Origin of the sequence: Acidocella sp., from assembly GCF_036489515.1 — a bacterium.
GTDB lineage: Bacteria > Pseudomonadota > Alphaproteobacteria > Acetobacterales > Acetobacteraceae > Acidocella.
On the sequence record NZ_DASXFO010000057.1, the window covers coordinates 1 to 23,509 of the forward strand.

25 protein-coding genes and 1 tRNA gene are annotated in these 23,509 nt (G+C 60.9%); 9 read left to right on the forward strand and 17 right to left on the reverse strand.

Annotated features, from left to right (window positions below; genetic code table 11):
* The 9 genes from VGG47_RS09205 to VGG47_RS09250 all read right to left on the reverse strand — a co-directional run.
* A partial coding sequence (locus VGG47_RS09205) for a transposase (protein WP_331537721.1) occupies positions 1–269 on the reverse strand: 269 nt, incomplete at its 3' end.
* 609 nt (positions 270–878) lie between these two features.
* A complete protein-coding gene (locus tag VGG47_RS09210; RefSeq protein ID WP_331537723.1) occupies positions 879–1,805 on the reverse strand; it encodes an MBL fold metallo-hydrolase in 927 nt (308 codons plus the stop codon).
* Between the two features lie 172 nt (positions 1,806–1,977).
* The gene (locus VGG47_RS09215; RefSeq protein WP_331537725.1) at positions 1,978–2,757 is read right to left on the reverse strand and encodes a sulfite exporter TauE/SafE family protein; all 780 of its coding nucleotides are present in this window, start codon (positions 2,755–2,757) and stop codon (positions 1,978–1,980) included.
* Positions 2,758–3,082: 325 nt separating this feature from the next.
* A complete protein-coding gene (gene cynS / locus VGG47_RS09220) occupies positions 3,083–3,532 on the reverse strand; it encodes a cyanase (RefSeq protein WP_331537727.1) in 450 nt (149 codons plus the stop codon).
* 46 nt (positions 3,533–3,578) lie between these two features.
* The gene (locus VGG47_RS09225; protein WP_349256823.1) at positions 3,579–4,916 is read right to left on the reverse strand and encodes an FAD-dependent oxidoreductase; all 1,338 of its coding nucleotides are present in this window, start codon (positions 4,914–4,916) and stop codon (positions 3,579–3,581) included.
* A complete protein-coding gene (locus VGG47_RS09235) occupies positions 4,913–6,052 on the reverse strand; it encodes an acyl-CoA dehydrogenase family protein (RefSeq protein WP_331537729.1) in 1,140 nt (379 codons plus the stop codon). Before VGG47_RS09235 ends, VGG47_RS09225 begins: the two co-directional genes overlap by 4 nt.
* Before the next feature lie 58 nt (positions 6,053–6,110).
* Entirely contained in the window at positions 6,111–6,653 is a 543-nt protein-coding gene (locus VGG47_RS09240) for an OsmC family protein (protein WP_331537730.1), read from the reverse strand.
* 199 nt (positions 6,654–6,852) lie between these two features.
* The gene (locus VGG47_RS09245) at positions 6,853–8,514 is read right to left on the reverse strand and encodes a sigma-54 interaction domain-containing protein (protein WP_331537731.1); all 1,662 of its coding nucleotides are present in this window, start codon (positions 8,512–8,514) and stop codon (positions 6,853–6,855) included.
* Between the two features lie 517 nt (positions 8,515–9,031).
* The gene (locus tag VGG47_RS09250) at positions 9,032–9,862 is read right to left on the reverse strand and encodes a formate/nitrite transporter family protein (protein WP_331537732.1); all 831 of its coding nucleotides are present in this window, start codon (positions 9,860–9,862) and stop codon (positions 9,032–9,034) included.
* A 357-nt stretch (positions 9,863–10,219) separates the two neighbouring features.
* On the opposite strand from VGG47_RS09250, the gene VGG47_RS09255 reads away from it, so the two are divergent.
* Complete coding sequence (locus VGG47_RS09255) at positions 10,220–10,837, forward strand: TetR/AcrR family transcriptional regulator (RefSeq protein ID WP_331537734.1); 618 nt, start codon at positions 10,220–10,222, stop codon at positions 10,835–10,837.
* A gap of 311 nt (positions 10,838–11,148) precedes the next feature.
* On the opposite strand, the gene prfB is transcribed toward VGG47_RS09255, so the two are convergent.
* The 3 genes from prfB to VGG47_RS09270 form a co-directional block, all read right to left on the reverse strand.
* Positions 11,149–12,280 (reverse strand): peptide chain release factor 2 gene (gene prfB, locus VGG47_RS09260; RefSeq protein WP_331537736.1). Its coding sequence is split into 2 segments (ribosomal slippage): positions 11,149–12,210 and positions 12,212–12,280, totalling 1,131 coding nucleotides; the frame shifts between segments, so codons are not numbered across the junction.
* Positions 12,281–12,479: 199 nt separating this feature from the next.
* Entirely contained in the window at positions 12,480–15,119 is a 2,640-nt protein-coding gene (locus VGG47_RS09265; RefSeq protein ID WP_331537738.1) for a penicillin-binding protein 1A, read from the reverse strand.
* 85 nt (positions 15,120–15,204) lie between these two features.
* Positions 15,205–15,963, reverse strand: coding sequence for an N-acetylmuramoyl-L-alanine amidase family protein (locus VGG47_RS09270; RefSeq protein WP_331537739.1), 759 nt, complete (start codon positions 15,961–15,963; stop codon positions 15,205–15,207).
* Positions 15,964–16,159: 196 nt separating this feature from the next.
* On the opposite strand from VGG47_RS09270, the gene VGG47_RS09275 reads away from it, so the two are divergent.
* Positions 16,160–16,237: transfer RNA gene (locus VGG47_RS09275), tRNA-Pro, on the forward strand.
* Between the two features lie 65 nt (positions 16,238–16,302).
* Here VGG47_RS09275 and VGG47_RS15645 read toward each other — a convergent pair.
* From VGG47_RS15645 to VGG47_RS09290, 4 genes are all read right to left on the reverse strand, one after another.
* On the reverse strand, positions 16,303–16,635 hold the full coding sequence (locus VGG47_RS15645) for a tyrosine-type recombinase/integrase (protein ID WP_408841807.1): 333 nt from the start codon (positions 16,633–16,635) through the stop codon (positions 16,303–16,305).
* A gap of 270 nt (positions 16,636–16,905) precedes the next feature.
* Positions 16,906–17,154, reverse strand: a complete 249-nt coding sequence (locus VGG47_RS09280) for a hypothetical protein (RefSeq protein WP_331537741.1) — start codon at positions 17,152–17,154, stop codon at positions 16,906–16,908.
* A 377-nt stretch (positions 17,155–17,531) separates the two neighbouring features.
* Positions 17,532–17,741: a hypothetical protein gene (locus VGG47_RS09285; protein WP_331537743.1), complete on the reverse strand. Its 210-nt coding sequence runs from the start codon at positions 17,739–17,741 to the stop codon at positions 17,532–17,534.
* Positions 17,742–17,996: 255 nt separating this feature from the next.
* Positions 17,997–18,344: a hypothetical protein gene (locus VGG47_RS09290; protein WP_331537745.1), complete on the reverse strand. Its 348-nt coding sequence runs from the start codon at positions 18,342–18,344 to the stop codon at positions 17,997–17,999.
* A 158-nt stretch (positions 18,345–18,502) separates the two neighbouring features.
* On the opposite strand from VGG47_RS09290, the gene VGG47_RS09295 reads away from it, so the two are divergent.
* Complete coding sequence (locus tag VGG47_RS09295) at positions 18,503–18,757, forward strand: hypothetical protein (RefSeq protein ID WP_331537747.1); 255 nt, start codon at positions 18,503–18,505, stop codon at positions 18,755–18,757.
* On the opposite strand, the gene VGG47_RS15650 is transcribed toward VGG47_RS09295, so the two are convergent.
* Positions 18,681–18,956, reverse strand: a complete 276-nt coding sequence (locus tag VGG47_RS15650) for a helix-turn-helix domain-containing protein (protein ID WP_408841810.1) — start codon at positions 18,954–18,956, stop codon at positions 18,681–18,683. The genes VGG47_RS09295 and VGG47_RS15650 overlap by 77 nt on opposite strands.
* Before the next feature lie 201 nt (positions 18,957–19,157).
* Between VGG47_RS15650 and VGG47_RS09300 the strand changes: the two genes are divergently transcribed.
* The 6 genes from VGG47_RS09300 (at position 19,158) to VGG47_RS09325 (ending at position 23,397) form a co-directional block, all read left to right on the forward strand.
* Positions 19,158–19,541, forward strand: coding sequence for a hypothetical protein (locus VGG47_RS09300; protein ID WP_331537749.1), 384 nt, complete (start codon positions 19,158–19,160; stop codon positions 19,539–19,541).
* 17 nt (positions 19,542–19,558) lie between these two features.
* Positions 19,559–19,981, forward strand: a complete 423-nt coding sequence (gene ssb / locus VGG47_RS09305) for a single-stranded DNA-binding protein (protein WP_331537751.1) — start codon at positions 19,559–19,561, stop codon at positions 19,979–19,981.
* Between the two features lie 182 nt (positions 19,982–20,163).
* Positions 20,164–20,364, forward strand: a complete 201-nt coding sequence (locus VGG47_RS09310; RefSeq protein WP_331537753.1) for a hypothetical protein — start codon at positions 20,164–20,166, stop codon at positions 20,362–20,364.
* Positions 20,361–21,767 carry a hypothetical protein gene (locus VGG47_RS09315; protein ID WP_331537755.1) on the forward strand — a complete coding sequence of 469 codons (1,407 nt, stop codon included), beginning with the start codon at positions 20,361–20,363 and terminating at the stop codon, positions 21,765–21,767. The genes VGG47_RS09310 and VGG47_RS09315 overlap by 4 nt, the downstream gene beginning before the upstream one ends.
* Before the next feature lie 30 nt (positions 21,768–21,797).
* Positions 21,798–22,598, forward strand: coding sequence for a hypothetical protein (locus VGG47_RS09320; RefSeq protein WP_331537757.1), 801 nt, complete (start codon positions 21,798–21,800; stop codon positions 22,596–22,598).
* Positions 22,599–22,773: 175 nt separating this feature from the next.
* Complete coding sequence (locus VGG47_RS09325; RefSeq protein WP_331537759.1) at positions 22,774–23,397, forward strand: hypothetical protein; 624 nt, start codon at positions 22,774–22,776, stop codon at positions 23,395–23,397.
* The last annotated feature ends 112 nt before the right edge of the window (positions 23,398–23,509 follow it).

Here is a 23,509-nt window from a genome sequence, read left to right on the forward strand (position 1 = left end):
ATGCGCTCGGGATCGGCGGTCCAACTCTCCGGCAGAAATAGCCGAAGACCAACCATCACCGGCGCCTCGCGCGAGGCCAGGGTCACCGAAACAAGAGACTGGCAGTTGGCGGTCTTGCCAAGTGCTGAGGCGTATTGTGGCATCCGCCGGCGCGTACTATGCCCAAGGGCCTGCACGAACGGCTCAAGCCAACGATCAAGCTTTTCGGTCCAATCCAGTCCCGGGCGCACCATGGTCAGCCTCGCCAATGCCGACCACCCATGAATCACTCAAGAGCCGATTCGGGAATCCTAAAAACAACCGCAGTCAATAAAATCTGCCAAAGTAGTGCTAGGTGCGCCTGATCTAACGCTGCCCATTCGCCTCTCGGCAAGTCTCGGCCATGCGTCGGATGTCCGCACGCTGCCGACCTAAAACCGGTCAGGCAGAAATCCACCTTCTCAGCCATAGGAGTGCTCGGGCGGCATGTCCGCTTACGGGAAGCTTGCGTCTACTGACGAGTGACGGAGTTGGGCGCTATCAGCGCCATACCATGGCTGGACCGGGCCGGGAGCAGCCGGTCCGCTTCGGGCGTCAAACAGCGATAAGCAGACGATCTTTTATGGAAATTGCCGACGACAGCCTTCGACCGAGGCTGTGTAAAAACTCGGCATCGACGGACGTCGAGAGAATCCCATTCCTATGTCGCCGGATAGCAGAGAAACTAATGTTGTGCGAAACTCTAAAGTGGACGCTTTCAAGAACAAGATTCTACGCAACGATCGGGGCGAAGACTTTTACACAGCCTCGACCGTAAAGCGGCAATCCATTGTCATTTTCCTGAAGGTCATTTGATACCTGGTAAACTCGGCCCACATGCAAACGGGTCTTCGTATCGTTCAGCCCCAGACAGAATTTTCGAAGGCATCGAGGGGTATTTTGAGATACCGGCGCCCATTGCTCTCTGGTTCCGGAAGCCCCCCTCCGGCGATATTGATCTGTAATGCTGAGAGCATCAACTTCGGCATCGGCAAGGTTCTATCGCGCTCCGTCCTCAACTTTATAAAATTCGCTTCGTCCTGCCCGCGGATGTGGGCGTTCTCAGCCTTTTGCAGGGCCACGGTGCTCTCCCAAGCAGGCACACGGCCGCCGGGCTGATAATCATGTCCAGTGTAAAGCCGCGTCTGATCTGGCAGGGCGAGAATGCTCTGGAGGCTTCGCCAAAGAGAATGCGCATTACCACCGGGAAAATCGGCACGCGCAGTCCCGCTATCAGGCATGAACAGCGTATCATGAATAAAGGCCGCATCACCGAAGACATAGGTGATCGAGGCAAGGGTGTGACCTGGTGAAAACATCACCCTTCCCTCTATTTCGCCCAACCGGAATGTCTCGCCATCCGCGAAGAGACGATCCCACTGAGAGCCATCCGTCGGAAACGTTTCCGGCAAATTGTAGAGATTCTTCCAGATTCTTTGAACATCGACGACATGCTCGCCGATCCCGGTCGGTGCGCCGGTGCTCTCCTTGAGATATGCGGCGGCCGAAAAATGGTCGGCATGCGGGTGTGTGTCCAGAATCCACGCGACGGTGAGCCCGTTTGTCCGAACATATTCAAGGATGGCGTCCGCCGACGTCGTCGCTGTCGAACCCGATTTCTCGTCGTAATCGAGGACTGGGTCTATGATCGCGCAGAGATAGGTGACCGGGTCGCTCACGATATATTGCACGCTGTAGGTCCGCCGGTCGAAGAACCCATGGACCCGAGGCCGTGAGGAGGAGTTTTGGTCCACGCGAGGTAGCGTATCCGCGATGCCTTTGTTCATGCCGTATTCACCTTTAAAAGAAGCCAGTCTCGTGTTTGGGGTGGAACACTTTGTCACTCGCCATTATTCGCCAATAATTAGACAACAAAACAAACTTTATCCTGAGCGCCCGAACGTTTCTGAGTGGCTTGAGGGGGATGAAATGGAGCTTACCGGCATCCTGCCACCACGTTTAAAGCAGCGCTGGCAAGCTGCGGAAAATCATGTAGCCGGCGACCACGAAGATCAGCGCAGCGAAAACCGTAGTTAACCGGCCGGTGCTGCTGGCGAGACGTTTGGCGATCCTGGTGCCGAACGTATTGCCGACGATCCCGCCGATGATAAACACCAGGGCTAGATTCCAGTCGACCAGATCTGATAACGCGTAGTTAAGGGCGGTGGTCAGCCCGAAGGCGGTGACAGCGACCAGCGAGGTGCCGACAGCATTCAAAATCGGCATACCCGTGGCGCCAACCAGGCCAGGCACGATCAAAAACCCGCCGCCAATGCCAAAAAAACCGGAGAACAATCCGGTTCCAACGCCGAACCCGAAAACTTTTTGGGCATTCTCGCGGTTGCACGTAGCACCTGGGATGCCGACATTCCTGCGGCCACGCAGCATGAGAACGCCGACCAGAACCATAATGAATGCGAACAGAAACAATAATTTTTGGCCATTGAACGCCTTGCCGGCGCTCGACCCGAGCACGGCGCCGGCAATCCCTGCCGCGGCATACAGGCCGCCGCAGCGCCATTTCACATTGCCGGCTTTGGCGTGGTTCAACAGCCCGATGGCGGCGTTGGCGGCGACCGCGAAGGCGCTGGTGCCAATGGCGACATGCGGGTTTTTGATGCCGACCAGATAAACCATCAGCGGGACCGCCAGGATGGAACCGCCACCGCCGACCAGCCCGAGGGTGAACCCCACCAGCACGCCCGAGGCGGCGCCCAGGCCAATGTGAAGAAAGTCCATGATCAGCCCGCCGCCTTGATCGGCTCCGGCTTTGCCAGCCATTCCGATTCCACGATCTGCGCCGAAACCACAAAATCGCTTGTCAGCTTCTTGAAGGTCATTCTGTTAGCAAAGCTCCCGAAAAGAGTCTTTATTCGCAGTTTGTCAAAAGGTGGCCCGAACAGCAGGTCCCTCAAGCAAGCTGAAGACGGTGGAATTGCGGCTCTACCGCAAATTTTCAATAAGGTGTTGTCCGAGATGTGACCGACCCATTTTTTCTGCTACAGTTGACGATTGGCATAGGAATCACCGCGCGACAGCGCGTCAACAGAGGAGCGGCCACGCTCTAATAGCTTTTATAAGGCAGGAACTTGCCGGACATCGTGACGTTGACACGATCTCCTTTGGAATCGGCCTCCCTTTGGATGTCCATCGAGAAGTCGATCGCACTCATAATGCCGTCACCGAACTCTTCGTGAATGAGTTCCTTGACCGTGGTGCCATAAACCGAGACGATTTCGTACCAGCGGTAAATCAACGGATCAGTCGGCACGGCGCTCGGAAGCGAGCCCTTATATGGCGTCACCTGCAGCCAGGCGACCGCTTCGTCGGAGAGTTCGAAAAATTCTCCGACGATCTCGGCCTGCGCCTTGGTGAAGGTCATCTGGCCGAGGCAGGCGGCGGTCGTCCATTCCTTGCTCAGGCCGACCGCCTTGGCGATGTCGGCCCATTTGAGGTTTTTGCGTACCTTCGCGGCACGAATCAGGGTGGTGACGTCCGAACGGTCGGTAATCATGAAATGCTCCATTGTATCGAGATAAAAATAACGGGTTGGGGATACGCTATATGGAAAGCGTGGAGGTGCGTTCACCACCGCGCCATTGTTCCATGACGAGTGTGGTCGCATCGTCGCGGAGGGTGCGCCAGGTCGCCTCAGCATGCGGGGTGCCATGCAGCATGACGGGCGCCGATTTCGTCTTCAGCCGGATAACCGGCTGCGCATGGCTGTAGCCGGCATGCCCCAGTTCCAGGATATCCTGGGCGATGGTCTCTGCCTGCTTAGCGATCGGCTCGATAAAGCGGCACGGCCGACCGTCAAGGCTGATGCAGTCGCCCAGCGCATAGATGTGCGGCGCGCTGGTCCTCAATGTCGCGGGATCAACGGCAACGCCCTGGTGGAACGCGAGACCGGCATTGCGCGCGAGCCGGCTTTCGGTGACCAGCCCGGTCGCGGCGACGACGATGTCGACATCGAAAGCCTGGCCGCAGGCCGTGGCGATTTGCTTTCTGCCATCAGCGCCGCCAACCACGCCAGCCACCATGACCTGGCCAACGAACTGGACCCCGAGCGCTCGGAGGCCGCGTTGAATCCGCGCCGAAGCGGGCTCCGGCAGCAGCGCGGCCAGGGGGGCGGTATCGCGGTCGAGCAATGTGACGCTGTGCCCCGCACGGGCGAAATCCTCGGCCAGTTCACAGCCCACCATGCCCGCACCGACGATGGCGATGCTTTTCGCGCCCTCCGCCAATTGTTTGTACAGTCCGGACCATGCGGTCAGATGATTGATGCTCCAGCAAAGGGATGCGGGCAGCGATGGCAGCGATGCGGGGCGCGCGCCATGGGCCAGCACGAGATGGGAATAGGCGATCGTGCCGCGCGTCGTGCGCAGTTCGCGGCGGAAGTTGGAAATGCCGACCGCAATCGTGTCGGTCAACAGCCGGACGCCGAGGCGCTCGGCAATGGAGGAACCCGCTTCGCGGGAGAGTGAGGCCGGCGTCCGCCCACGGGCGAGTGCGACCGAGAGTTCAGGTTTGTTGTAGACTACGCCGTCGCAGCCGGTGACAAGCGCTATCGGCGTCGATGCGTTCAGGGCGCGCACCGCCTCGGCGACCGCCCAGCCGGCGACACCGGCGCCGACAATGACGATGCCGGGCTTGCGTTGCCGCAGGACGGGCAGTTTAAGCGCCGGTGCGGCTTCGCGGGCATTATAAGGTTCAAAATCGGTCTTTTTCACGCCGCAGATCGGGCATTCCCAGTCATCTGGAATGTCCTCGAACCGCGTGCCGGGAGCGAGCCCGCTATCCGGATCGCCCAATTCCTCGTCATACATCAAGCCGCAGGGGCGGCAGATAAATTTGCGCCACGCTTCGGCCGCAGCCGCTTCCGCCATCGCCGCGCTCATGCGGGTTGCTCCTCACGGGAGAGTTTCGCCATTTCCCACCGCAGATGCTTGATCGCCGGCGTGACAATGGCGACGAAATGCGATTCGCGAATGCGCCGTTGCGGCGCGGACGTCATCAGATAGCCGCGCGCGCCCTGGTGCAGCAGAGCGGATTGTGCCGCCCGGAGCGCGAACTCGGCCCCTTGCACGCGGGCGTCGAGCACATCGAGGAGATAATCGCGGCTGCCGTCATAAGGTGTTTGCGCGAGTGCCATGACGCGGGCCGAGAGTTCGTCCAATTCGGCGCACAGTTCATTGGGGCGGTCACCGAGGAACTGGTTGACGTGGCCTAGCACCGGCTCGACCTCCAGGATCGAATCGATGCTGCCTTGCGCGACACCGAGCGCCATGCCGGTCTGCAACAGGATGAAAGCGCCGCGGATCCGCGCGATCAGCGGTCGTGCCGGGTCGGCGACAAGATCGGCCTCGGCGACGAAATAATCCGCGAGGCGCACGCCCCAGGTGCTCGTCCCCTCCATGCCGGAGAATTGCGGGCACGGGCGTAACTCGACCCGCTCATCGCAGTGCAGGATGAAAAGGATCTCATGGGACACCGTGCCGTCGTCGCGCTCGACGGCAGCCACCGCGCCGCAATACTGGCCCGGCCCGATATGGCTGACCCAGGGGAGCGAGCCACTGACGCGATAGCCGCCCGGCGCCTTGCGGGCGCGAAACAGCATCGGCTCGATGCCGGACAGCGCCTTCATCGGGTTGGACAAGGCCGTGCCACCCAGGGTTTTGCCGCGGGCATGCTTGTCGAGGACGGTGCCGGTGAGCGCGGGGTTGGCCGATTCTTCCAGATAAAGGCCGCACACATCGTGCGACCACATCAGGAAGCCGGTCGACCCGCACACCCGGCTAGCCGCCTGCATCGCGGCGATGGCAAGGCCGAGCCTGCCGCCGTGACGGTTGAGATGAACGCCGAGCGCCCCCGCCTCGCCGAGCGCCGCCATGATTTCTCGCGGATAATGACCGTGATCGATTTCCGTGACCGCCGCGCGCAGAGGGCCTTGCGCGATCACTGTGACCTGTTCAATCACCGATGCATCGTGCCATTGGCGTTCGAGTGGCGCCTGCACCGAGCTTGCGATTGTCATGGTTAGGATACCTCGATATTCAAGAGAAGCGGAATTAGGCGAAGTGGAGACGTAAGATTTAGTCGGCGAGGCCGATTTCGAAGGGGATCGGATTGCGCATCGAGTTCGCAACAGGGGAATAGAAATTTGCGATCCGCACGATTTCATCCAACGCTTCGCGGCTTGCATCGCCTTCAACCGCAACCTTCACGCGGATCGCCTGAAAGCCCATTTCGGGGGGAAGCTTGGCCGCGCCGCCCGCGCCCCAAGCGGCGGAATTGCCGATGTCACCTTCGAGGAACAGCTCGAGGCTTGTGAGCTTCACATTCTTCCAAGTCGCCACGGCGGTGATGCCAACGGCCAGACACCCGCCCAGTGCGGACAGCACGATTTCGCCCGGCGCCGGCGCAGTGTCCTGCCCAAACAGGTGCAGCGGTTCGTCGACGACGACCGGGGCATGTTTGCCCACATAGCTGAGGGTGCGGTACTGCCCTTCGACGACAGTGTGGACATGATTGGTCCCACGACGGTCCGGATTATTTCGGCCCATTTCGGCGAATCCCATCAACCCGTCACGGTCGATCGGCCGGAGATAAGTTTTTACGGTGTTCGGCTCGGTCACAGTTGTGTTCCTTTCAATTCCAGGTGCCTTGAGCGCCAAGGCCGTCCTGGTTTGATTGGAGCAACAACCGTGCCAAAAAAAGCTGAGGAATGATCGAGAGATATTGGCTCTAAGCGAACTTCCACATGCCGATGGGGGGACCTCGCCCCTGTCTCAAGAGGGTGTACAATGTCGACAATGTCGCCAAAGGAAGCAAACCTCAGCGGCGACCCAGACCGCTCTTTTGCCAGCGATAAGAAAATTGGCGGGGGGTGAGGCCTAGCAATTGTGCCGCGCGAGACTTATTCCCGCCGCATCGCATGACAGCATCTCGCAAGTCCGTGACCGAGTGGGAATCCGAAGCGGTATAAGGGCGAGAAGACCAGAATGGTAGCGAACCTGTTCCCCGGTCGTCCTGCACGATGGGAACCGGGCCTGCGGTTGGCGCGTCAGCTGATAGAATGGCCTCGATATCGCAGCCGTTCAGGACCGTTTTATCCGCAAACAGAACGATGCGTTCTATGACGTTCGACAGCTGACGGATGTTACCGGGCCAAGGATGATCCTTTAACCGCTCAAGTGCGTCTGGCGTCAGATTCACGTTCCGCCGGTTCGCCTGATTGACGCGGTTCACGAAATGCGTTGCGAGTAAGGGAATATCGCTAAGGCGATCGGCAAGGGAAGGCAACTTGATTGGAATGACATTCAACCGATAGAATAGGTCCTCGCGAAACCGCCCCTGGACGACCTCTTTCTGAAGGTCGCGATTTGTTGCCGCTACGAGTCGGACATCCACCTTGGTCTCACGTTTGGCGCCGAGCCGGCTGATCGTGCCCTCCTGCAACGTGCGCAGGAGTTTTGTCTGCATCGTCTGCGGCATCTCACCGATTTCGTCGAGAAAGATGGTGCCGGTATTGGCCTGCTCGAACCAGCCCGCCCGCGCGTCATTTGCCCCGGTGAAGGCGCCGCGTTCATGGCCGAACAATTCGGACTCGATCAGCGTATCAGGGATCGCTGCGCAGTTCACATTGATGAAGGGACGATCGCGGCGGGTGCTGGCAAGATGCAGCGCACGGGCGAACAGTTCCTTGCCCGTACCGGATTCGCCAAGCAGCAGAACGCTCGCGTTCGCCGTCGAGATCTGCTCCAACGCGGCGATGGCACGCAAGAGCGGCGGCGATGTTCCGACGATGCCATAACGGGCCGTCGCATTTGCCAGCGCCCGGGCAAGAAGATCGTTATGCTGTTCAAGCGCCCTAGTCTTTTCCTGCAACGCCTCATTCAGCTGCAGCAATTGGCCTGTCAGCGCCGAAAGGGTGCGCAGGATCATCGCATCGTCTGCAAGCGGCCGATTGCGATGGCGGATCCGATGGCATGCCAGAACGCCGATGGTCTTGTGCCCGAGCGTAATCGGCACGGCGATGAAGGAGACGGGTTCGGCAGGCAGTCGGTGGCGTTGGACCGCACGCGCCAGGAATGTCGGTTCAGTGTGAATGTTCTGGACAATAATCAATTGGCCATTCGCCAGCACATGACCCGTGATGCCCTCGCCGAGAGCATATCTGCCGCGCTCGACTTCCTCTTTTGTCAGACCATAAGAATGACGAATGCGATAGATCTTTGCTGTGGGATCATAAAAAATGATCCGCCCTCGATTCAGGCCGAGCATTTCGGACAATAGATGCAGCATTTCCCGCAGAAGCGGATCAAGGACCAGCCCCTTGCTGAGTTGCGCCATCACATTCTGGATCAGCAGCATCTCCTGGCTTCGCCAAAAGGCGGATGACCGCTCCGGTTCATCAGGCAACCGCATTTTGGCGTCGTCAATCATGGCTCGCGATAATTCGCCCGAACTGGGCCGCACGACAGGTAAACGTTCCATCGCCAAATTCCGAAAATTATTTGTGTGTCTATTATCATATTCCTTGGTTTAACGCGCGGATGCATCTGCATCACCATTTTGGTACCAGACTGAACATCAGTGATCCTGACTATTTATGCCGAGCGCTTTCCATGGTTTCGGCATAGCGGCGCGTTATTTTTTGGCTCCGTCAGATCTCAAGAACCTCCGTACGGCTGCTGGGCTTCGTGCCGGCGGGACAACGTCTTGTCCGCCACAGGAACCGGGCGGAGCTCAGGCTCGAGTAGCTGGTCCTGAAGTCGTCTACCGAGAAACGCACCCCGCGATCCGCAAAGGGCGACGAAGTTTCCGGTGCCTGTGTCCGCATTTCCAAATGCACCGAATCACGCGTGTACGTCTGAGATGGGGCACAAACCGGCGCCGACTCCCGTCCCGAATATCCCCGTAGCTCTTGGCACCATGCAGAGTCTTAGACGGCATTCGCGTAGGAGTTAGCCGGAGCGTCGCCGCTGCCCTCTTTGGTAGAAGGCTTGCCCGCTTATTCGGCGGCGACAGTCATGGGGGCCGAAGCCTCGGTTTTAGATGTGTCCGGCTTGTAGGTCACATACAGCGCCAGGCCGGTGCAGATCACACCGCCGATAATGTTGCCGATGGTGACTGGGATCTGGTTCCAGATCAGCCACTGGCTGACGGTGATCGGCGCGCCCAGCATGATCGCGGTCGGGATGGCAAACATGCTCACCACGCAGTGCTCGAAGCCCATCACCACGAACGCCATGATCGGCAGCCAGGTGGCGACGACCTTGCCAATCACGCTGCGGGAGACGAGGCCCATCACGGCGGCGATGGAAACCATCCAGGTGGCGAACACGCCTTTGACCAAGGCGGTCCACCACCCGGCCGCGCCGGCATGGACATAGGGCAACACCTTGGCCACACCGATGGCCATCACCTTGGCGCCGACCGGGTCAGGGGCTTCGGTAAAAAATTTCGTGCTGACGGCGGCATAGAGAACGCCGCAGGTCAGCGCGCCGATCAGGTGGCCGATATACACGAACACCCAGTTGCGCAGCAGCTGACCCAGGCTGACGCGCCCCGCGAAGGCGGCAAACGGCAGCAGCGCGCAATTGCCGGTGAAAAATTCCAGGCTCAAAAGCGTGATCAGGACAAAGCAGAAGGGGAACAGCACGGCGCCGACCAGCCCGTTGCCGCTCAGGACCCCGGCGGCAGCATCCACCATGATGCCCAATCCCACGAAGGCACCGGCCAACGCGCCGCGGATCAGCATGTCGGAGACACCAAGCTTCGCTTTCGTTATGCCACTATCGAGCATCGAGATCGTCAATTCGAGGGGGGGAATGTAATCCACGGTTATTTCCAATACGAACTTGTCATTGATGGATGAGACGAGTGCGCGTTGGCGCACCATGAGTTGTGCGATCGTTTGATGCAGACAAGCGTGGGGCTCCGCTCATGATGTATCTTTCAAATCCGATGGCCGGCGAATAGACAGAACGGTCTGTCTTGCCTGATATCCAGTAGTGCAACTGCCGTGCCAAAGTCTGGCGGCCGCTAAAAAGCCGCCAAAATAATGACCAGGGCTATGAAGTTTCGTACAATTTCTGTTAGAACGCCTTCGCGCTATGCCTACAATTACCTCAAAACTCCCCAAAACCGAAAGTAAAGGCCGTAATTCAATCTAAATTATGCAAAAAGGGGCTATATAATGGGCAAAATGCTGTCCGCGTCGGCACTGAGCGGGCCGGAGGCTGAGTTGGCTTCGCCGCAGGCGCGCATCTTGGAGGTCGCGCGTGAGTTGTTCTGTCGCGACGGCATCCACGCAACTGGAATCGATCGGATCCTGAGCGAGGCCGGCGCCTCTAAAATGACGCTCTATACGCGCTACGGCTCAAAAACAGGGCTACTGCGTGCCGTACTTCTGCAAGAGGGGGAAGAATGGCGCGAACGCTTCTTTGCCCAGCTCGGCACCGTCGGTGCCGATCCGGCGGCGCAGTTGCGCGCCATCATCCCCGCCCTGAAAACATGGTTTTCCGGAGAGCGGTTCTATGGCTGTGCCTTTATGAACGCGGTCGCCGAGCATCAGAAGGAGGAACCCTGGCTACGCGAACTCGCCGGCGCGCATCACCGCGAGATTCTCGCAAAGTTGGGCAATTTGGCCGGCAGGGCCGGCTATGCCGAACCGCCACTGCTGGCACGCCAAGTGCTGCTGTTGATCGACGGGACGATCGCAGCGCTGATGGTTAGTGGCGATCCCCTGGTGCTCGACATCGCTTCACGAAATCTTGACGCCATCCTCTCTACTGCTCAGCGCACCAGGCGGTGATCGCATAAATCTTCAACGCGATTAAGCTTAGGCGGTTCTATCGAAAATTATTTAAGGCATGCTCCTGGTTCGTGGCGTCAACCGGCAGAGCGATAAAGCTTGAGGTCATTGTGTCCGATTTCGCAATCGGCAGCCTCTGGCTCCTGCGGCGCTTAAAGCGCTGATGATCAATGTCTGGTTTTGGGATATTGGACGATGAGCCGTTATGACCGGGAGGGGCGCGTAGCTGCTAAGACAATCGCGTGACAACGCCCATGGCCCAGGAGAGCAAAAATTTTTGCGCCGCTTTTTTTAAAAGCGGCTGCTTTCTTTTAATCCGCCATGGCCGAGGCATCGGAGCGGGTGGCGCCGACGCGGGCGGCCAGGGAGGCTGCCATGAATGGGTCGAGCCCGCCGTCGAGTACCGCGGCGGGATTGCCGGTTTCGTAATTGGTGCGCAGGTCCTTCACCAGCTGGTAGGGCGCCAGCACGTAGGAGCGGATCTGGTGGCCCCAGCCGATATCGGTTTTGGCAGCCTCGTTGGCGGCGCTGGCGGCTTCGCGCTTTTGCAGTTCCATCTCGTACATGCGGGCCTTCAGCATGTTCATCGCGGTGGCGCGGTTGCGGTGCTGCGAGCGGTCGGTCTGGCAGGCGACGATGATGCCGGTCGGGATGTGCGTGATGCGGATCGCCGATTCGGTCTTGTTCACGTGCTGGCCGCCGGCGCCGGAGGCGCGGTAGGTGTCGACTTTCAGGTCGGCCGGGTTGATCTCGATCTCGATGGTGTCGTCGACCACCGGATAGACCCAGACCGAGGAGAAGCTGGTGTGACGGCGGGCGGCGGAATCGAAAGGCGAGATGCGCACCAGGCGGTGCACGCCGGATTCGGTCTTCAGCCAGCCATAAGCGTTGGGACCAGTGATCTGCATGGTGACGGATTTGATGCCGGCCTGTTCGCCTTCGGATTCGTCGAGGATTTCCACCTTGAAGCCGCGCGCCTCGGCCCAGCGCGTGTACATGCGCGCCAGCATCTGCGCCCAGTCCTGCGCCTCGGTGCCGCCGGAGCCGGCGTTGATTTCGATGAAGGCGTCGCGTCCGTCGGCCTCGCCGGAGAGCAGAGACTCGATCTCGCGCTGTTTGGCCTGCTCGGCCAGGCGCTGCAGCGTGGCGATGCCGTCGGCCACCATCGATGCGTCGGCCTCGGCCTCGGCCATCTCGATCAGCTCGAGCGTGTCCTTGGTTTCGGCTTCGAGCGCGCGCACGCCGTCGACCAGCGAGGCGATGCGGCCGCGCTCACGCATCACGGTCTGTGCGGCTTCGGCGTCGTTCCAGAGGGAGGGGTCCTCGGCGCGGGCGTCGAGTTCGGCGAGTTTTAGGACTGCGGCATCCCAGTCAAAGATGCCTCCTCAGCAGGGCGACCGAACGGCCGATCTGCTCGTTTAACTGATCTGATTCTGCGGACATGAGGCAGCATATACGAGCGGGAGACGCGGATTGATAGAGTGATCTCAGGGAAGGGAAAGGGAAGGCTAGTTTTTGTGAACAAAAAGTAGCAAAAAAACTTTATTAATTTGGGCCATGGGCGGTGTCGGAGACGACGCCCATGGCCCAGCATAGACGAAGTTTTTGCGCCGCTTTTTTTAAAAAGCGGCTGCTTCCTTACTTAATAAAGCCCACCGAGATTGCCGCCGGCGGGCTGGGCCGGGGCGGTGACCGTCGTCGGGACGGCGCCGCCGGGGGTGCTCGGCATGGCAGCCGCGCCGCTATCCGGTGCGGTCAGCGCATTTTGGCCGGCCAGCAGGTTGTTGTTGGACTGCGCTCCCGGTGTCTGCCCGGCCTTGTAGGCCTCGGTCACCGTTTGGCCATTGAAGCTACTCTGCTGCAGCGTCACGCCAGAGGGCACCGCGAAGTCGAGATCAGGTTGACCCTGCAGCGCCACTTTCATGTAGGCGTTCCAGATCGGGCCGCAGACCTCGGCTCCAGTCTGGTTGTTGCCGAGACTGTGCGGCGTATCGTAGCCGGTCCAACAGCCGGTGACGATGCCGGGGGTGAAGCCCATGAACCAGGCATCGTTGAAGTTGTTGGTCGTGCCGGTCTTGCCGGCGGCCGGCTGACTGATGCCGGCGTCCACCGGCTGACCGGTGCCGCGCAGCATCACGCCGCGCATCATCGTGATCATCTGGAACACGCTGTCAGGGTCGGCGAGCTGCGCGCCAGAGGTGGTGAGTACCGGCGGCTGGTCCGGCGTGCCGTTCACGCAGTTCGCACAGTTCTGGTTCGGCGCCTGATACAGGATCGAGCCGTCGGGATTGGTGACGCTGTCGATCAGGGTCGGCGTGACCTGCCGCCCATAGTCGTCGAGCTCGGCATAGCCGGTGGTCATGCGCCAGAGCGTGGTGTCGATGGCGCCGATCGCCGAGGGGTAATAAGGCGGCATCTGGTCAACGATGCCGAAGCTCTCGAAGGTTTTGGCGATGCTGTCGAGGCCGATCTGGCGCGCGAGATGCAGGGTGGCGAGGTTGAGCGACTGTTCCAGCGCATGGAAGATCGGCACCGGCCCCTCGAACGTATCCTCATAATTGCCCGGCCGATACACGGTGCCGTCTGGCATCTGCTGCACGAAGGGGGCGTCGAGCACCGGGGCATCGGGCTGGATGCCCTTTTCCATGGCGGTGAGGTAGACGAAAGGCTTGACCGAGGAGCCGGGCTGGCGTTGCGCCTGGATCGCCCGGTTGTACGGGCTGACATTGTGGCTCCAGCCGCCGACCATGGCGAGCACGCGGCCGGTGCGTGGATCGATGGAGAGCAGGGCGCCCTGGATCAGCGGGATCTGCTCCAGCGCGACCGTGTTGCTGTCGCGCGAAGGCGCGCCTGTTGAATCGGTGGTGTCGTGCAAGATCATGATGATGTCGCCGGGATGCAGCACATCCGTGACCGCGGTGGGGCGGGGCCCGAGGTAATCATGGATCTTCGGCCGCGCCCAGAGCATCGAGCTGAGCGGCAGCGCGCCGATTTGCGGCTGGTCGGTGGCGGCATCGATATAGCCGATCCGTGCCGCGCTGCCGGCGGCTTCGAGCACGATGCCGAGCTGCCAGCCCGGCCGCATGCCGGACGGCTTCGCCTGGGCGGCGAGGTCGGCCTGCCAGTTGGCGGTCAGGTCAGAATCGTCGCTATGGCCCACCAGGCCGTGCCAGCCGTCATGGACGTGGTCATAGCGCTCGAGCTCGTCACGCACCGCCTCGGTGGCGGCTTCCTGCAGCCTGGGATCGAGGCTGGTATGGACGATCAGCCCGCCTTCGGCGACGGGGGTGGCGCCGAATTTCTGTGCCAGCGCGGCGCGCACCGCATCGGCGAAGTAGCCGGCGTCGGGGACCGTGCGCGGCGTGCCGCCGGCGCGCGGCAGCAGCGGCTCGGCGGTGGCGGCAGCAGCCTGGGCGGCGGTGATGACGCCGTCGTCCCGCATGCGCGAGATCACGAAATTGCGCCGCTGCAGGGCGTCCTGCGGGTGCAGGAAGGGATCATAGGTGGTCGGCGCCTTCGGCAGGGCGGCGAGCGAGGCGGCCTGGGCGATGTCCAGCTGGCTCAGCGGCTTGTCGAAATAAGCCTGCGCCGCGGCGGCGATGCCGTAGGAATTATTGCCGAGAAAGATCTCGTTCAGGTACAGGGTCAGAATTTGCTGCTTGGTCATCACCTGGCTGACGCGAATCGCCAGGATCGCTTCCTTGATCTTGGTGGCGAAGGTGATGTGGTTGTCGAGCAGCATGTTCTTCACGACCTGCTCGGTGATCGTGGAGGCGCCGATCGGCCGGCGGCCGGAGCCAAGCATCATGACGTCGGTCACGGCGGCGCGGGCGATGGCGAAGGGGTTGATGCCGGGATTCACCCAGAACAGCCGGTCCTCGGCGGCGATGAACGCCTCCGCCACCAGCGGCGGGATCTGGTTGTAGGGGACATAGACGCGGTTTTCTGTGCCGAGTTCCGACATCAGCTGGAAATTGCTGGCGTAGATGCGGCTTTCCAGGGGCGGGTGATAGTGCTTGAGCGAGTCGACGCTGGGCAGGCCCGAGCTGAACACGAAAAAACCAACGGCGCCGGCAATGATGACGCCGACGATGCCGACGAAAACCAGCCGATACAGGCCGAACACGAAGAAACCGGCGAGCGTGCGCAGGAAGCCGTGCTTGCGCGGCTTGCGGCCATTCCCGGGCCCGCTTGGTGGTTGCCTGGGGGGCTGCCGAGGCGGATCGCGGCGGGCCGGGCTTAAGCGCTCACCGGCGCTGAAGGGTTCTCTCGGATCAGACATGAGCGGTCCTTAGCATCCTGTCCGGCCCCCTGCGAGAATCGCCATATAAATTTCCGGACAGGCTTCTGTTACATTCACGTGCCGATCAACCCGCCATCCGGAGGCCTCTGCCGCCGGAATAGTTGGCGAAATAGGCGTCGATCGACGTCGTGAGCCGGTCCGCGACCAGTTGCTGGTGCGACGGGCTGCGCAACAGCCGTTCGTCCAGCGGGTTCGACAGGCAGCCCATCTCCATCAGCGCGCTGGGGGTCGAGGGATCGCGCAGCACCGCGAAATTGGCACTGCGGTGCGGGTCGGGCAGAAGCGGCACGACGCCGGTGAAGGAGCGCTGGATATCCTGGGCAAGGGTCGCCGAGCCGACGCGCGTGGCGCGCGTCTCCAGGCTGGCGAGAATGCCCGCGACCTGCGGCGACACGCCGGAAAAATGCGGCCCGGCAAAACGATCGGCGCTGTTCTCATCGGCCGCGACACCGGCCGCCAGCCGGTCGGAGGCGGTGCTGGAAAGGGTGAAAATCGAGGCGCCGCGAAGATCCGCTTCCGGTAGGTGGTCGCAATGCAAGGAGAGAAACAGGTCCGCTTTGGCGGCGGTGGCGCCGGCGACACGGCCTTCCAGCGTCACATACACATCGGTCGAGCGGGTCATCTCCACCCGATAGCGGCCGGTGCGTGACAGCGCGCGATAGAGCAGGTGGCCGGTGGCGAGGGTGATGGTCTTCTCGAACAGGCCATCGGCCGCGATCGTGCCGGGATCCATGCCGCCATGACCGGGGTCGATCATCACCACAGGGAGATTTTTAGTGACGAGACGGGCCTGCGCCGGCGCGGCCAGGCCGATGGCGGCCAAGCCGAGCGCCAGCTTGGCAAAACCTCGGCGCCCAAGGGAGCAAATTTCGCACATGCGGGGGAACTTACTATAAAACTTACGGTTTTGGCTAGGACGTGTTGAAAAATATGGCTTTTGCGCACGGGCGCATTTTGGGCGAGTTAATTTCATCAGGGATCTTGCGGCCCCGGCCCTCGTTGGCTATAGGGTCGCGCATCGGAGTGTAGCTCAGCCTGGTTAGAGTACTGTGTTCGGAACGCAGGGGCCGGAGGTTCGAATCCTCTCACTCCGACCAAAGTTTCCCAGCAAAATTAAGCATTTAGCAAGGTCGAAAGGCCGATTGGCACAGTGCCCTTATGTTCAGGTGAACACAAAGGCCTCGCCAAGGGCTCTAGCGGCATTTTGGAGAAATTCTGGGCTCCAATGGCCGTAGGTCTGAGACACCATCTCCAGAATCGCGTGACCCAAGAAGCAGGCGATGTCCCACATCGACACGCCCGCCTGGGCCATCCACGTGGCTGGCGTATGGCGCAGGACATGTGGCTGGCCATTGGCCGCTTCAGGCGGGGTTAGGGCGGGGGGAGAGGGAGGCCGGGGTCTCAGTCCCGGATTCCTGGATAGCGCCACCAGCGGCGATCCAAGCACGGAAACTCTCGGCAGTGCGGCCGGTATCGCTAGGCGGGGGGAGAGCATTCAGTTCCAGGGGCTGAATCTTAGATGCACCTAGAGGCCTCCCCCCGCCAGTGCAGAGCATAAAGCGGAACGCGATAGGGCCGCGGCGCGAAACGTCCTCGAAACAATAGAGAAGATTAGATTCATCTTTGTAGTAGACGCGGCGGGAGTCGTTGTCCGTGCCGGCGAATTTCAATTTCATGGAGTTGTTTCCGAGGGATATGGGGAGGGGATGGCAGTCACCATGCAGGGCGGATTTCCGCCCCGTGTCGTGGCAACCATAGGGGGTGGCTATTTCACGACCTCCAGCCTCTGGCTGGTGCGGTCATAGTAGCGTGTGCCAGGGGCCAGGATTGTGACCTTGTGGCGTTCCGTGCGGCCTTCCTGTTCGGCCATGGCATTCACGCGGGCCACCAGTTGGCTGGCTTCCTTGCGCGTGGCGTAGGCTTGATTGCAGAGGCCCCGGCCCGTTAGATTGGACGTTTGGTCCAGAATACGGGGGGAGGCCCCCTGGCTTGTGATGAGGAATGCGTAGGGCATGGTTTCAGGCTGCCTCGTGTTTTTGTCTCTGTTATTAAGGCTATACGCTGAGAGTGTATAAGACGGGGTATTTTTAGAAAAATTCAGGGGAAAATCGAATTTGTTTTTAGAGATAGAGGTAGAGCCCTCCCTTGTCAGGCAGAATCTTCCGAATGATCTTGCGCAAAGCCGTTTCGATATGCGTATTGTTAAAGTATTTGTACGTTGAGTCAAATGAGGCTGACGGATGGTTGGGGGCATGACCACAAAACTGTTGGCTATGCTGGGCCATGGGCGTTGTCCCCGACAACGCCCATGGCCCAGCATAAATAAAGTTTTTTTGCTACCTTTTGTTCACAAAAAGTAGCCTTCCCTTTCGCTTGTCTTGCAGGTTCATCTCATCGCGGGGCGGCGGATTTTTGTGCCGCCGGCGCGGGCTTGTCTCGGACGAGCACGCCCGTGCCGGCGCAGGCGTCGCAGCGGATTTCGGTTCCGCGTGTGATCTCGTAATGGCCGCCCAGCCAACTGGCGACCAGCAGCTTGCGGCGCACGGTATAGCGCCGGCGTCCGGCGCAGACCGGGCAGGTTTCTGCGCTGCAAGGGCTCATGGCGACATAACCTTGACCATGGCGAGCAGCGCCGCCACGGCAAAGCCGATCAGCGCCAGGCCCAAAGCTGTCGCCAGGGGTGAGGTTTTGTGCCGGGCGGGCCTGGTGATGCGTTCACCTTGCGTGTTTTTGACGATATTTTTTGCGACTTTGAAGGAATAGGTTTGGCCATTTGCGAGGCTCCTGGGGCGAGAGGGCGTGAAACCGCCTGCGCAAAAATGGCGCGTGCTTGAGTGATTGGGGGCGCGGTGGGGTTCATTCAGTGAGGCGCCGGTCGCGCAAAAAATCCGCCCGCGTCGCTGCTGCGTCGCGCGCGTCTTCGGCGTCTTTCTCGTCGGCGTAGTCCTGCACTTTTCGTTGCGCGGCGGCGTCGGTGCGCGGCGACATGGCGTCGAGCTCGAAGGTGACGTCGGCGAAGTCGTAGCCTGGTGCTGTGAAATATTCGGGTGAGCCGATCGCCTCGAGCGCGGCTTTGGCGGTGCTGAGCACCTGGGCGATGCGCGCATTCTGCGCGAGCAGGGTGGCGAAACGATCGCCGGCGCTGCGCGGGTGCGCGCTCCTGTTATCGCCATGATCGGAGACGTTTAAATTTCTGACAGGCATCGTCGCGGCTCCCTAAAGATCGCCTGAACGGGGCGCCATATATCAAGAAAAAATAGTTTAAATCAAGAAAAAATAATTGATTTTTCACCGAAACGATTAACGATAAATATCTTTTCGGAAGAGTTCCCTAAAATTAATTCAACGAAAGGTTGCTTTCAGTGGCACAAACATATCAAAAAATCGTTGAAGATCTGTTCGGTTTGTCGGAAATTCTGGAAATCCTCGGCAATGCCGCCGTCTCGGGCGTGACCCCAGTCGCCGCCACCTCGCTGCTGGTGGTGAGCCGCAGCCTCGGCAAGATCGCGCACAAGATCGATGAGGATTTTGAGGCGACGGCTAAGACAATCGTAAATGCCGGTGAATCCATTGTGGCAGGCCCGACGGATCGCCGCAATATATCCAGTCCAGAGTGACCCCGTATAAGCGGCGCAGCTGGCACATTGCGTACTGATCGGGATAGTTCTTCCCCATTTTCCAATTGTTGAAGACCGCGTCGGAGACGCCCAGCGCTTCGGCCAATTGCTTGTTGTTGAGGCCGCGCTCGCGCTCCAGGATTTCGGCGATTTGCGCGAGATTTTCGCAGGACATTCTGCGGTGCTGCAACTTGTTCATGTGAATTCCTCCGATACCTCGTTGAAAGCTCGTATCGACAGGCTTAGCGCATTTTTTTTCTTGATTCAATCAAGAAAAAATAATTGAATTGATATCCGGTTTCAGGGGAGGGGCTTGGCCCATGCCAGAGCGATTGAGCTGCGCCTCGGTCTTAGGTTCATCTAATGTTTTGTTAGACATTTCGCCGCGGGGGCGAAGCTGATGGGCGCGAAAATCGACTGGACGGGGGATAAGATCGCGGTGATCCGCGCCAATTGCGCGGCCGGCTTAAGTTGGGGTGTGACCGCGGCGGCGCTCGGCCTCAACCGCAACACGCTCGCGCAATTTGGCCGCCAACGGCTGGGGATCGCGCCGGTTAAACAGGTCGCCGCCGCGCCGGCGCAAAGCTCGGTGCGAGACATTCTGAACGTTCCCGACATTCCGTTCGAACCGGGACCGCGGCCGCAGACCTGCCAATGGGTGACCAGCGAAGGCGCGCCCTGGACTTTTTGCGACGCGCCGGTGGGTCGCGCCGGCAGCTCGTTCTGTGCGCCCCACCACGCGCGCGCCTGGATTATTGCGCCGCCGCCCAAACCGCGCGCGTGAGGGAAAAGGACAGCGAAATGGGCTCGGTCAACAAGGTGATCATCGTCGGGTGCCTCGGCAAGGACCCGGAAATCCGCATCACGCAACGCAGCGGCGTGAAGGTGGTGACGCTAAACGTCGCCACGCGCGAGAGCTGGCAGGACCAAAAATCCGGCGACTGGCGGGAGCACACCGAGTGGCACCGCGTCGTGATCATGAACGAGGCGCTGGGCGCGGTCGCGGCCAAAAATCTGCGCAAGGGCGCGAAAATTTACATCGAAGGCAAGCTGCTGACGCGTAAATGGACCGACCCGAGCGGTGTGGCGCGCTTCACCGCCGAAATCAATGTCGGCCGCCACCATGGCACGCTGACGCTGCTGGAGCCTGATCAGGGGAGCGAAGGGGAAGAGAAGGAAAGCGCTTCTTTTTGTGAACAAAAAGAAGCAAAAAAACTTTTTTAATCTGGGCCATGGGCTCTGTCGGCGACGACGCCCATGGCCCAGCATAGCAAAAAGTTTTTGCGCCGCTTTTTTTAAAAAGCGGCCACTTTCTTCTTTCTGAGCCCCTGCCTGTAGCATGCCAACGATCGAGGGGGAGGTGAGATGGAGCAAAGACACGCAATGATGCTGGTTGTGGCGGCACCATGACGCAGCACCTGACCGCGGATTACATCAAGCGCCGCATCGAGCATGCCGGCGCCGTCATGCGCTGCCTGTGCGTGAAACATCCGAGCACGTTGCTGGCGCAAGGGCGCGCGCTGATGATCAGTGAGGCGCTGGAAGGTTACGTGCCGGGGGGCGAGGGCGCCTATGGGAGCACGCCGACCGTGTACGCGGCGCTGTGACGGATAACATAATCACCTCGGGGCGCTTGCTGCTGGTGCGGCCGGGTCTCGTCCTGACGACGGCGAACACCACCGGCGGGGCGGGATCGGGGGCGGCCAGCGGGCTTTCGAACATTTCCCTGTTCGGTCACGGCCAAAGCAATGCGGTCTATGCCAATGACCAGGACGGGGCGCTACTGAACATGGCGCAGGCCGTCTCGGCCTATCTCGGGGGCACCGGCACGCCGGCGAAATTCTCTGGTCCCGCCTCGGATGTTGGCGGCGCGGGCGTTTATGCCGGCGTTTCTGGATGGGGCTCGTTCCTCACCTATGGCGGGGACTCTGCTCCGGCAGCGAGTGCTGCCGGTTACACAGAAGAGGGCGCCGCCATGATCCCCTGGATCACGGCGCTGACGGGAGCAGAAAAGGCGCAGACGCTGGCTGGGATCATCTATTGGGGCGAGACGGATAGCGCGCTGACCGCGTTCAGCGGCAGCGGCGGCCTCGGTTATGCGGACAAGCCGGTCTATAAAGCGGCGCTGTTGAATGATTTCGGGCAGATCCGCACGGCCTTCGGCAAGACCGCAGCACGGATGCCGCTTGCCCTGTTCGGGCCGCCTTATGGCACGCCCGCCGGCTCGGCCATGGTGCGCGAGGCCTGGGCGGAGCTCGCGGCGGTGCCTGCGAACAATCTGGTCTGGGCGGTGCCGCAGACCTACGATTCCATCACCCGCGGCGATAACTGGAACGCTGCGACCGGCGTTGAGAGCACCGGGACGCCGAATCCCGGCCATCGCGCCGCCGCGGATAATGTGGCGTTGTACCAGCGCGGTTCCTTGGCCGTGGCCCGCGCGATCCTGGCCAGCAACGGCTTGGCCACGTCGCTGTTGCCGGCTTCTCTCGGGGGCGGGATCGGGCCTCAAATTGTCGCGGCCACGCTTTCGGGCACGACGGTGGTGATCACCATCCAGCATGAGGGCGGGACTGATCTGGTGGTGCCGGTGCTGAGTTCGCCGAATGGCACCGATGCGCCGCTGCCGGCCCAGGGGGTGGGCTTTTCTGTCATGGACGGCGGCAGCATCACCGCGCCGGGTTCGATCATCCAGGCGGTTTCCTGTGCGCGGCTGGATGCGACGCACCTTAACCTAACGCTGGCGCGGGCGCCCACGAACGCCGCCAGCGCCTGCCGGCTGTTCTATCCCTGGCCGGGGGAATATTGGGCGGATCAGCCACTCACGGAAATCGGCCGGGGCTGCGCCATCACCGATAATTTCGGGACGGTCGCGGTGGCGGCGAACTATGACCTGAATCTGCTTCTGGGCGCCGGCTGGCGCGTGAACATGCCGATCGGATCGCCCGTGACCGTGACCGGCAGCGGTGCCTCGGCAACCGCCACGTTCGGGATCGCATTGACCTCGGCGTGATCGCCGCTTTCCACAGTTGAAGGAACCTCCATGGTATTTTCTCCCACGCCGCCGGTGAACCAGCCCGGCGCGACCGCGTTTTTCTTCGCCGCCATCGAGGCCTTGGCCACGGCCGCTGCAGGAGCAGGAGCGCCGGCCAGTGCGATTGCTTTGACCAGCCCGCCCACCACCGGCACGGTCGGCACCGCGCTCGACCTGGCAGGAACCGTGACGCCGAGCGGAACCGCCGTGCAGGTGGGACTTTCCAGCTCCGCGATCGTGGCGCCCACGTCATGGACCGCGGCGACGGTGACGGCCGGCACCTGGAGCGCCAGCCTGACCCCTGCCACCGCCGGCACCTATTACATCTGGGCCGAGCAGACTGGCAGCGCCAGCGTGCAGGCGGTTTCCGCCGCGGTGACCGTTAGTGCGAGCAACGCCGCGCCGACCATCACCAACACGTACGGGTCGACCTACAGCTGGGGCATCAATCCGAGCTACGCCCCGGCTGCGAATTATACCGCCGCGACCACTGGCGCCGCAGCCGGCGGTACGCCGGCCAGCTCGATCCCGCTGCAATTCACCCTCTCGCCCGCCGACACCACCAGCGGCGATACCGCGCATTTGTTCTGGACCGCCACCGCGCCCACCACCATCCCCACCAGCGGCGAAAGCGGCGTAACCTATGGCAGCAGCGGCAACGGGGCCAACCTGATCGAGAGCGGCGCCGCAATCTCCGCCTACGCCTGCGCCCCGAACGTGGCCGGGACCTACTACCTGTCCGTCTGGCTGAAATCCTCGAGCGGGACGATGCAGGGCGGTATCGTGCTGTCGTCGATTACGATTGATTAAAAAAGGATAGAGAAAGCAGCCGCTTTTTAAAAAAAGCGGCGCAAAAACTTCTTTTATGCTGGGTCATGGGCTGTGTAGGCACCACGCCCCAGGCCCAGCGTCATAAAGTTTTTTTGCTACTTTTGGTTCACAAAAAGTAGCCTTCCGCTTCCTTTTTTGTTGCAAGGAATCCTCCATGCCGATTGTTCAAAGTGGCACGCTCAACACCACGGCGTTGATTGTGCCTGATCTTTATGTCGTGATTGTTCCGCCTTCGACGAGTCTGTTGAATGGCGTGCCGACGGATGTGTTGGGCATTGTCGGCACGGCGACGTGGGGCCCAGTGGGGGCGGCCACGGTGATTGGCGATATGTCGGATTATGCGGCGGCTTTTGGTCCGGTGATGCCGCGCCTGTATGACATGGGCACGGCGACGGCGATCGCGGTGCAGCAGGGGGCGCAGAATTTCCGTTGTGTGCGCGCGACGGACGGCACGGATACCAAGGCTAGCGTCACCATTCTTTCGGCGTTGACGCTGACGGCGAAGTATACCGGCACGCTCGGCAATAACATCGTGGCGACGATTTCCGCCGGTTCGGCCGCGAGCAGCTGGCGCCTCACCATCACCATTCCGGGGTTCACGCCGGAAGTGTTCGACAACATTCCCGGCACCAGCACCACGGTGTGGGCGAACGCGGCGAATGCGATCAATAACGGGTGCAGCGCGTTGCGCGGCCCGTCGCAGATCGTCATCGCGAGCGCCATGGGAACCGCTGGTACGATTGTCGCTGCGTCTTATACCAACGGCGTTAAGCATTGACCTGTTTTGCCCAGCTCCGTGTTGCGATTGAGGTTATTTTATCTGGCTGCGCCACCAGGCTGTTCCAAGCGCTGCAGCAGGCTTCGACGATTGCCTCCTGGGTTTCGAATAC

What these genes read in the sequence shown, in the direction of transcription:
- VGG47_RS15650 (WP_408841810.1), bottom strand. Translation starts at nt 18,956, where the DNA reads ATGAACAAGTTGCAGCACCGCAGAATGTCCTGCGAAAATCTCGCGCAA.
- VGG47_RS15645 (WP_408841807.1), bottom strand. Translation starts at nt 16,635, where the DNA reads ATGCTCTCCCCCCGCCTAGCGATACCGGCCGCACTGCCGAGAGTTTCC.
- VGG47_RS09215 (WP_331537725.1), bottom strand. Translation starts at nt 2,757, where the DNA reads ATGGACTTTCTTCACATTGGCCTGGGCGCCGCCTCGGGCGTGCTGGTG.
- VGG47_RS09245 (WP_331537731.1), bottom strand. Translation starts at nt 8,514, where the DNA reads ATGGAACGTTTACCTGTCGTGCGGCCCAGTTCGGGCGAATTATCGCGA.
- VGG47_RS09310 (WP_331537753.1), top strand. Translation starts at nt 20,164, where the DNA reads ATGACGCAGCACCTGACCGCGGATTACATCAAGCGCCGCATCGAGCAT.
- VGG47_RS09210 (WP_331537723.1), bottom strand. Translation starts at nt 1,805, where the DNA reads ATGAACAAAGGCATCGCGGATACGCTACCTCGCGTGGACCAAAACTCC.
- VGG47_RS09290 (WP_331537745.1), bottom strand. Translation starts at nt 18,344, where the DNA reads ATGCCTGTCAGAAATTTAAACGTCTCCGATCATGGCGATAACAGGAGC.
- VGG47_RS09325 (WP_331537759.1), top strand. Translation starts at nt 22,774, where the DNA reads ATGCCGATTGTTCAAAGTGGCACGCTCAACACCACGGCGTTGATTGTG.
- ssb (WP_331537751.1), top strand. Translation starts at nt 19,559, where the DNA reads ATGGGCTCGGTCAACAAGGTGATCATCGTCGGGTGCCTCGGCAAGGAC.
- VGG47_RS09300 (WP_331537749.1), top strand. Translation starts at nt 19,158, where the DNA reads ATGGGCGCGAAAATCGACTGGACGGGGGATAAGATCGCGGTGATCCGC.
- cynS (WP_331537727.1), bottom strand. Translation starts at nt 3,532, where the DNA reads ATGATTACCGACCGTTCGGACGTCACCACCCTGATTCGTGCCGCGAAG.
- VGG47_RS09285 (WP_331537743.1), bottom strand. Translation starts at nt 17,741, where the DNA reads ATGAGCCCTTGCAGCGCAGAAACCTGCCCGGTCTGCGCCGGACGCCGG.
- VGG47_RS09255 (WP_331537734.1), top strand. Translation starts at nt 10,220, where the DNA reads ATGGGCAAAATGCTGTCCGCGTCGGCACTGAGCGGGCCGGAGGCTGAG.
- VGG47_RS09235 (WP_331537729.1), bottom strand. Translation starts at nt 6,052, where the DNA reads ATGACAATCGCAAGCTCGGTGCAGGCGCCACTCGAACGCCAATGGCAC.
- VGG47_RS09225 (WP_349256823.1), bottom strand. Translation starts at nt 4,916, where the DNA reads ATGAGCGCGGCGATGGCGGAAGCGGCTGCGGCCGAAGCGTGGCGCAAA.
- VGG47_RS09265 (WP_331537738.1), bottom strand. Translation starts at nt 15,119, where the DNA reads ATGTCTGATCCGAGAGAACCCTTCAGCGCCGGTGAGCGCTTAAGCCCG.
- VGG47_RS09320 (WP_331537757.1), top strand. Translation starts at nt 21,798, where the DNA reads ATGGTATTTTCTCCCACGCCGCCGGTGAACCAGCCCGGCGCGACCGCG.
- VGG47_RS09280 (WP_331537741.1), bottom strand. Translation starts at nt 17,154, where the DNA reads ATGCCCTACGCATTCCTCATCACAAGCCAGGGGGCCTCCCCCCGTATT.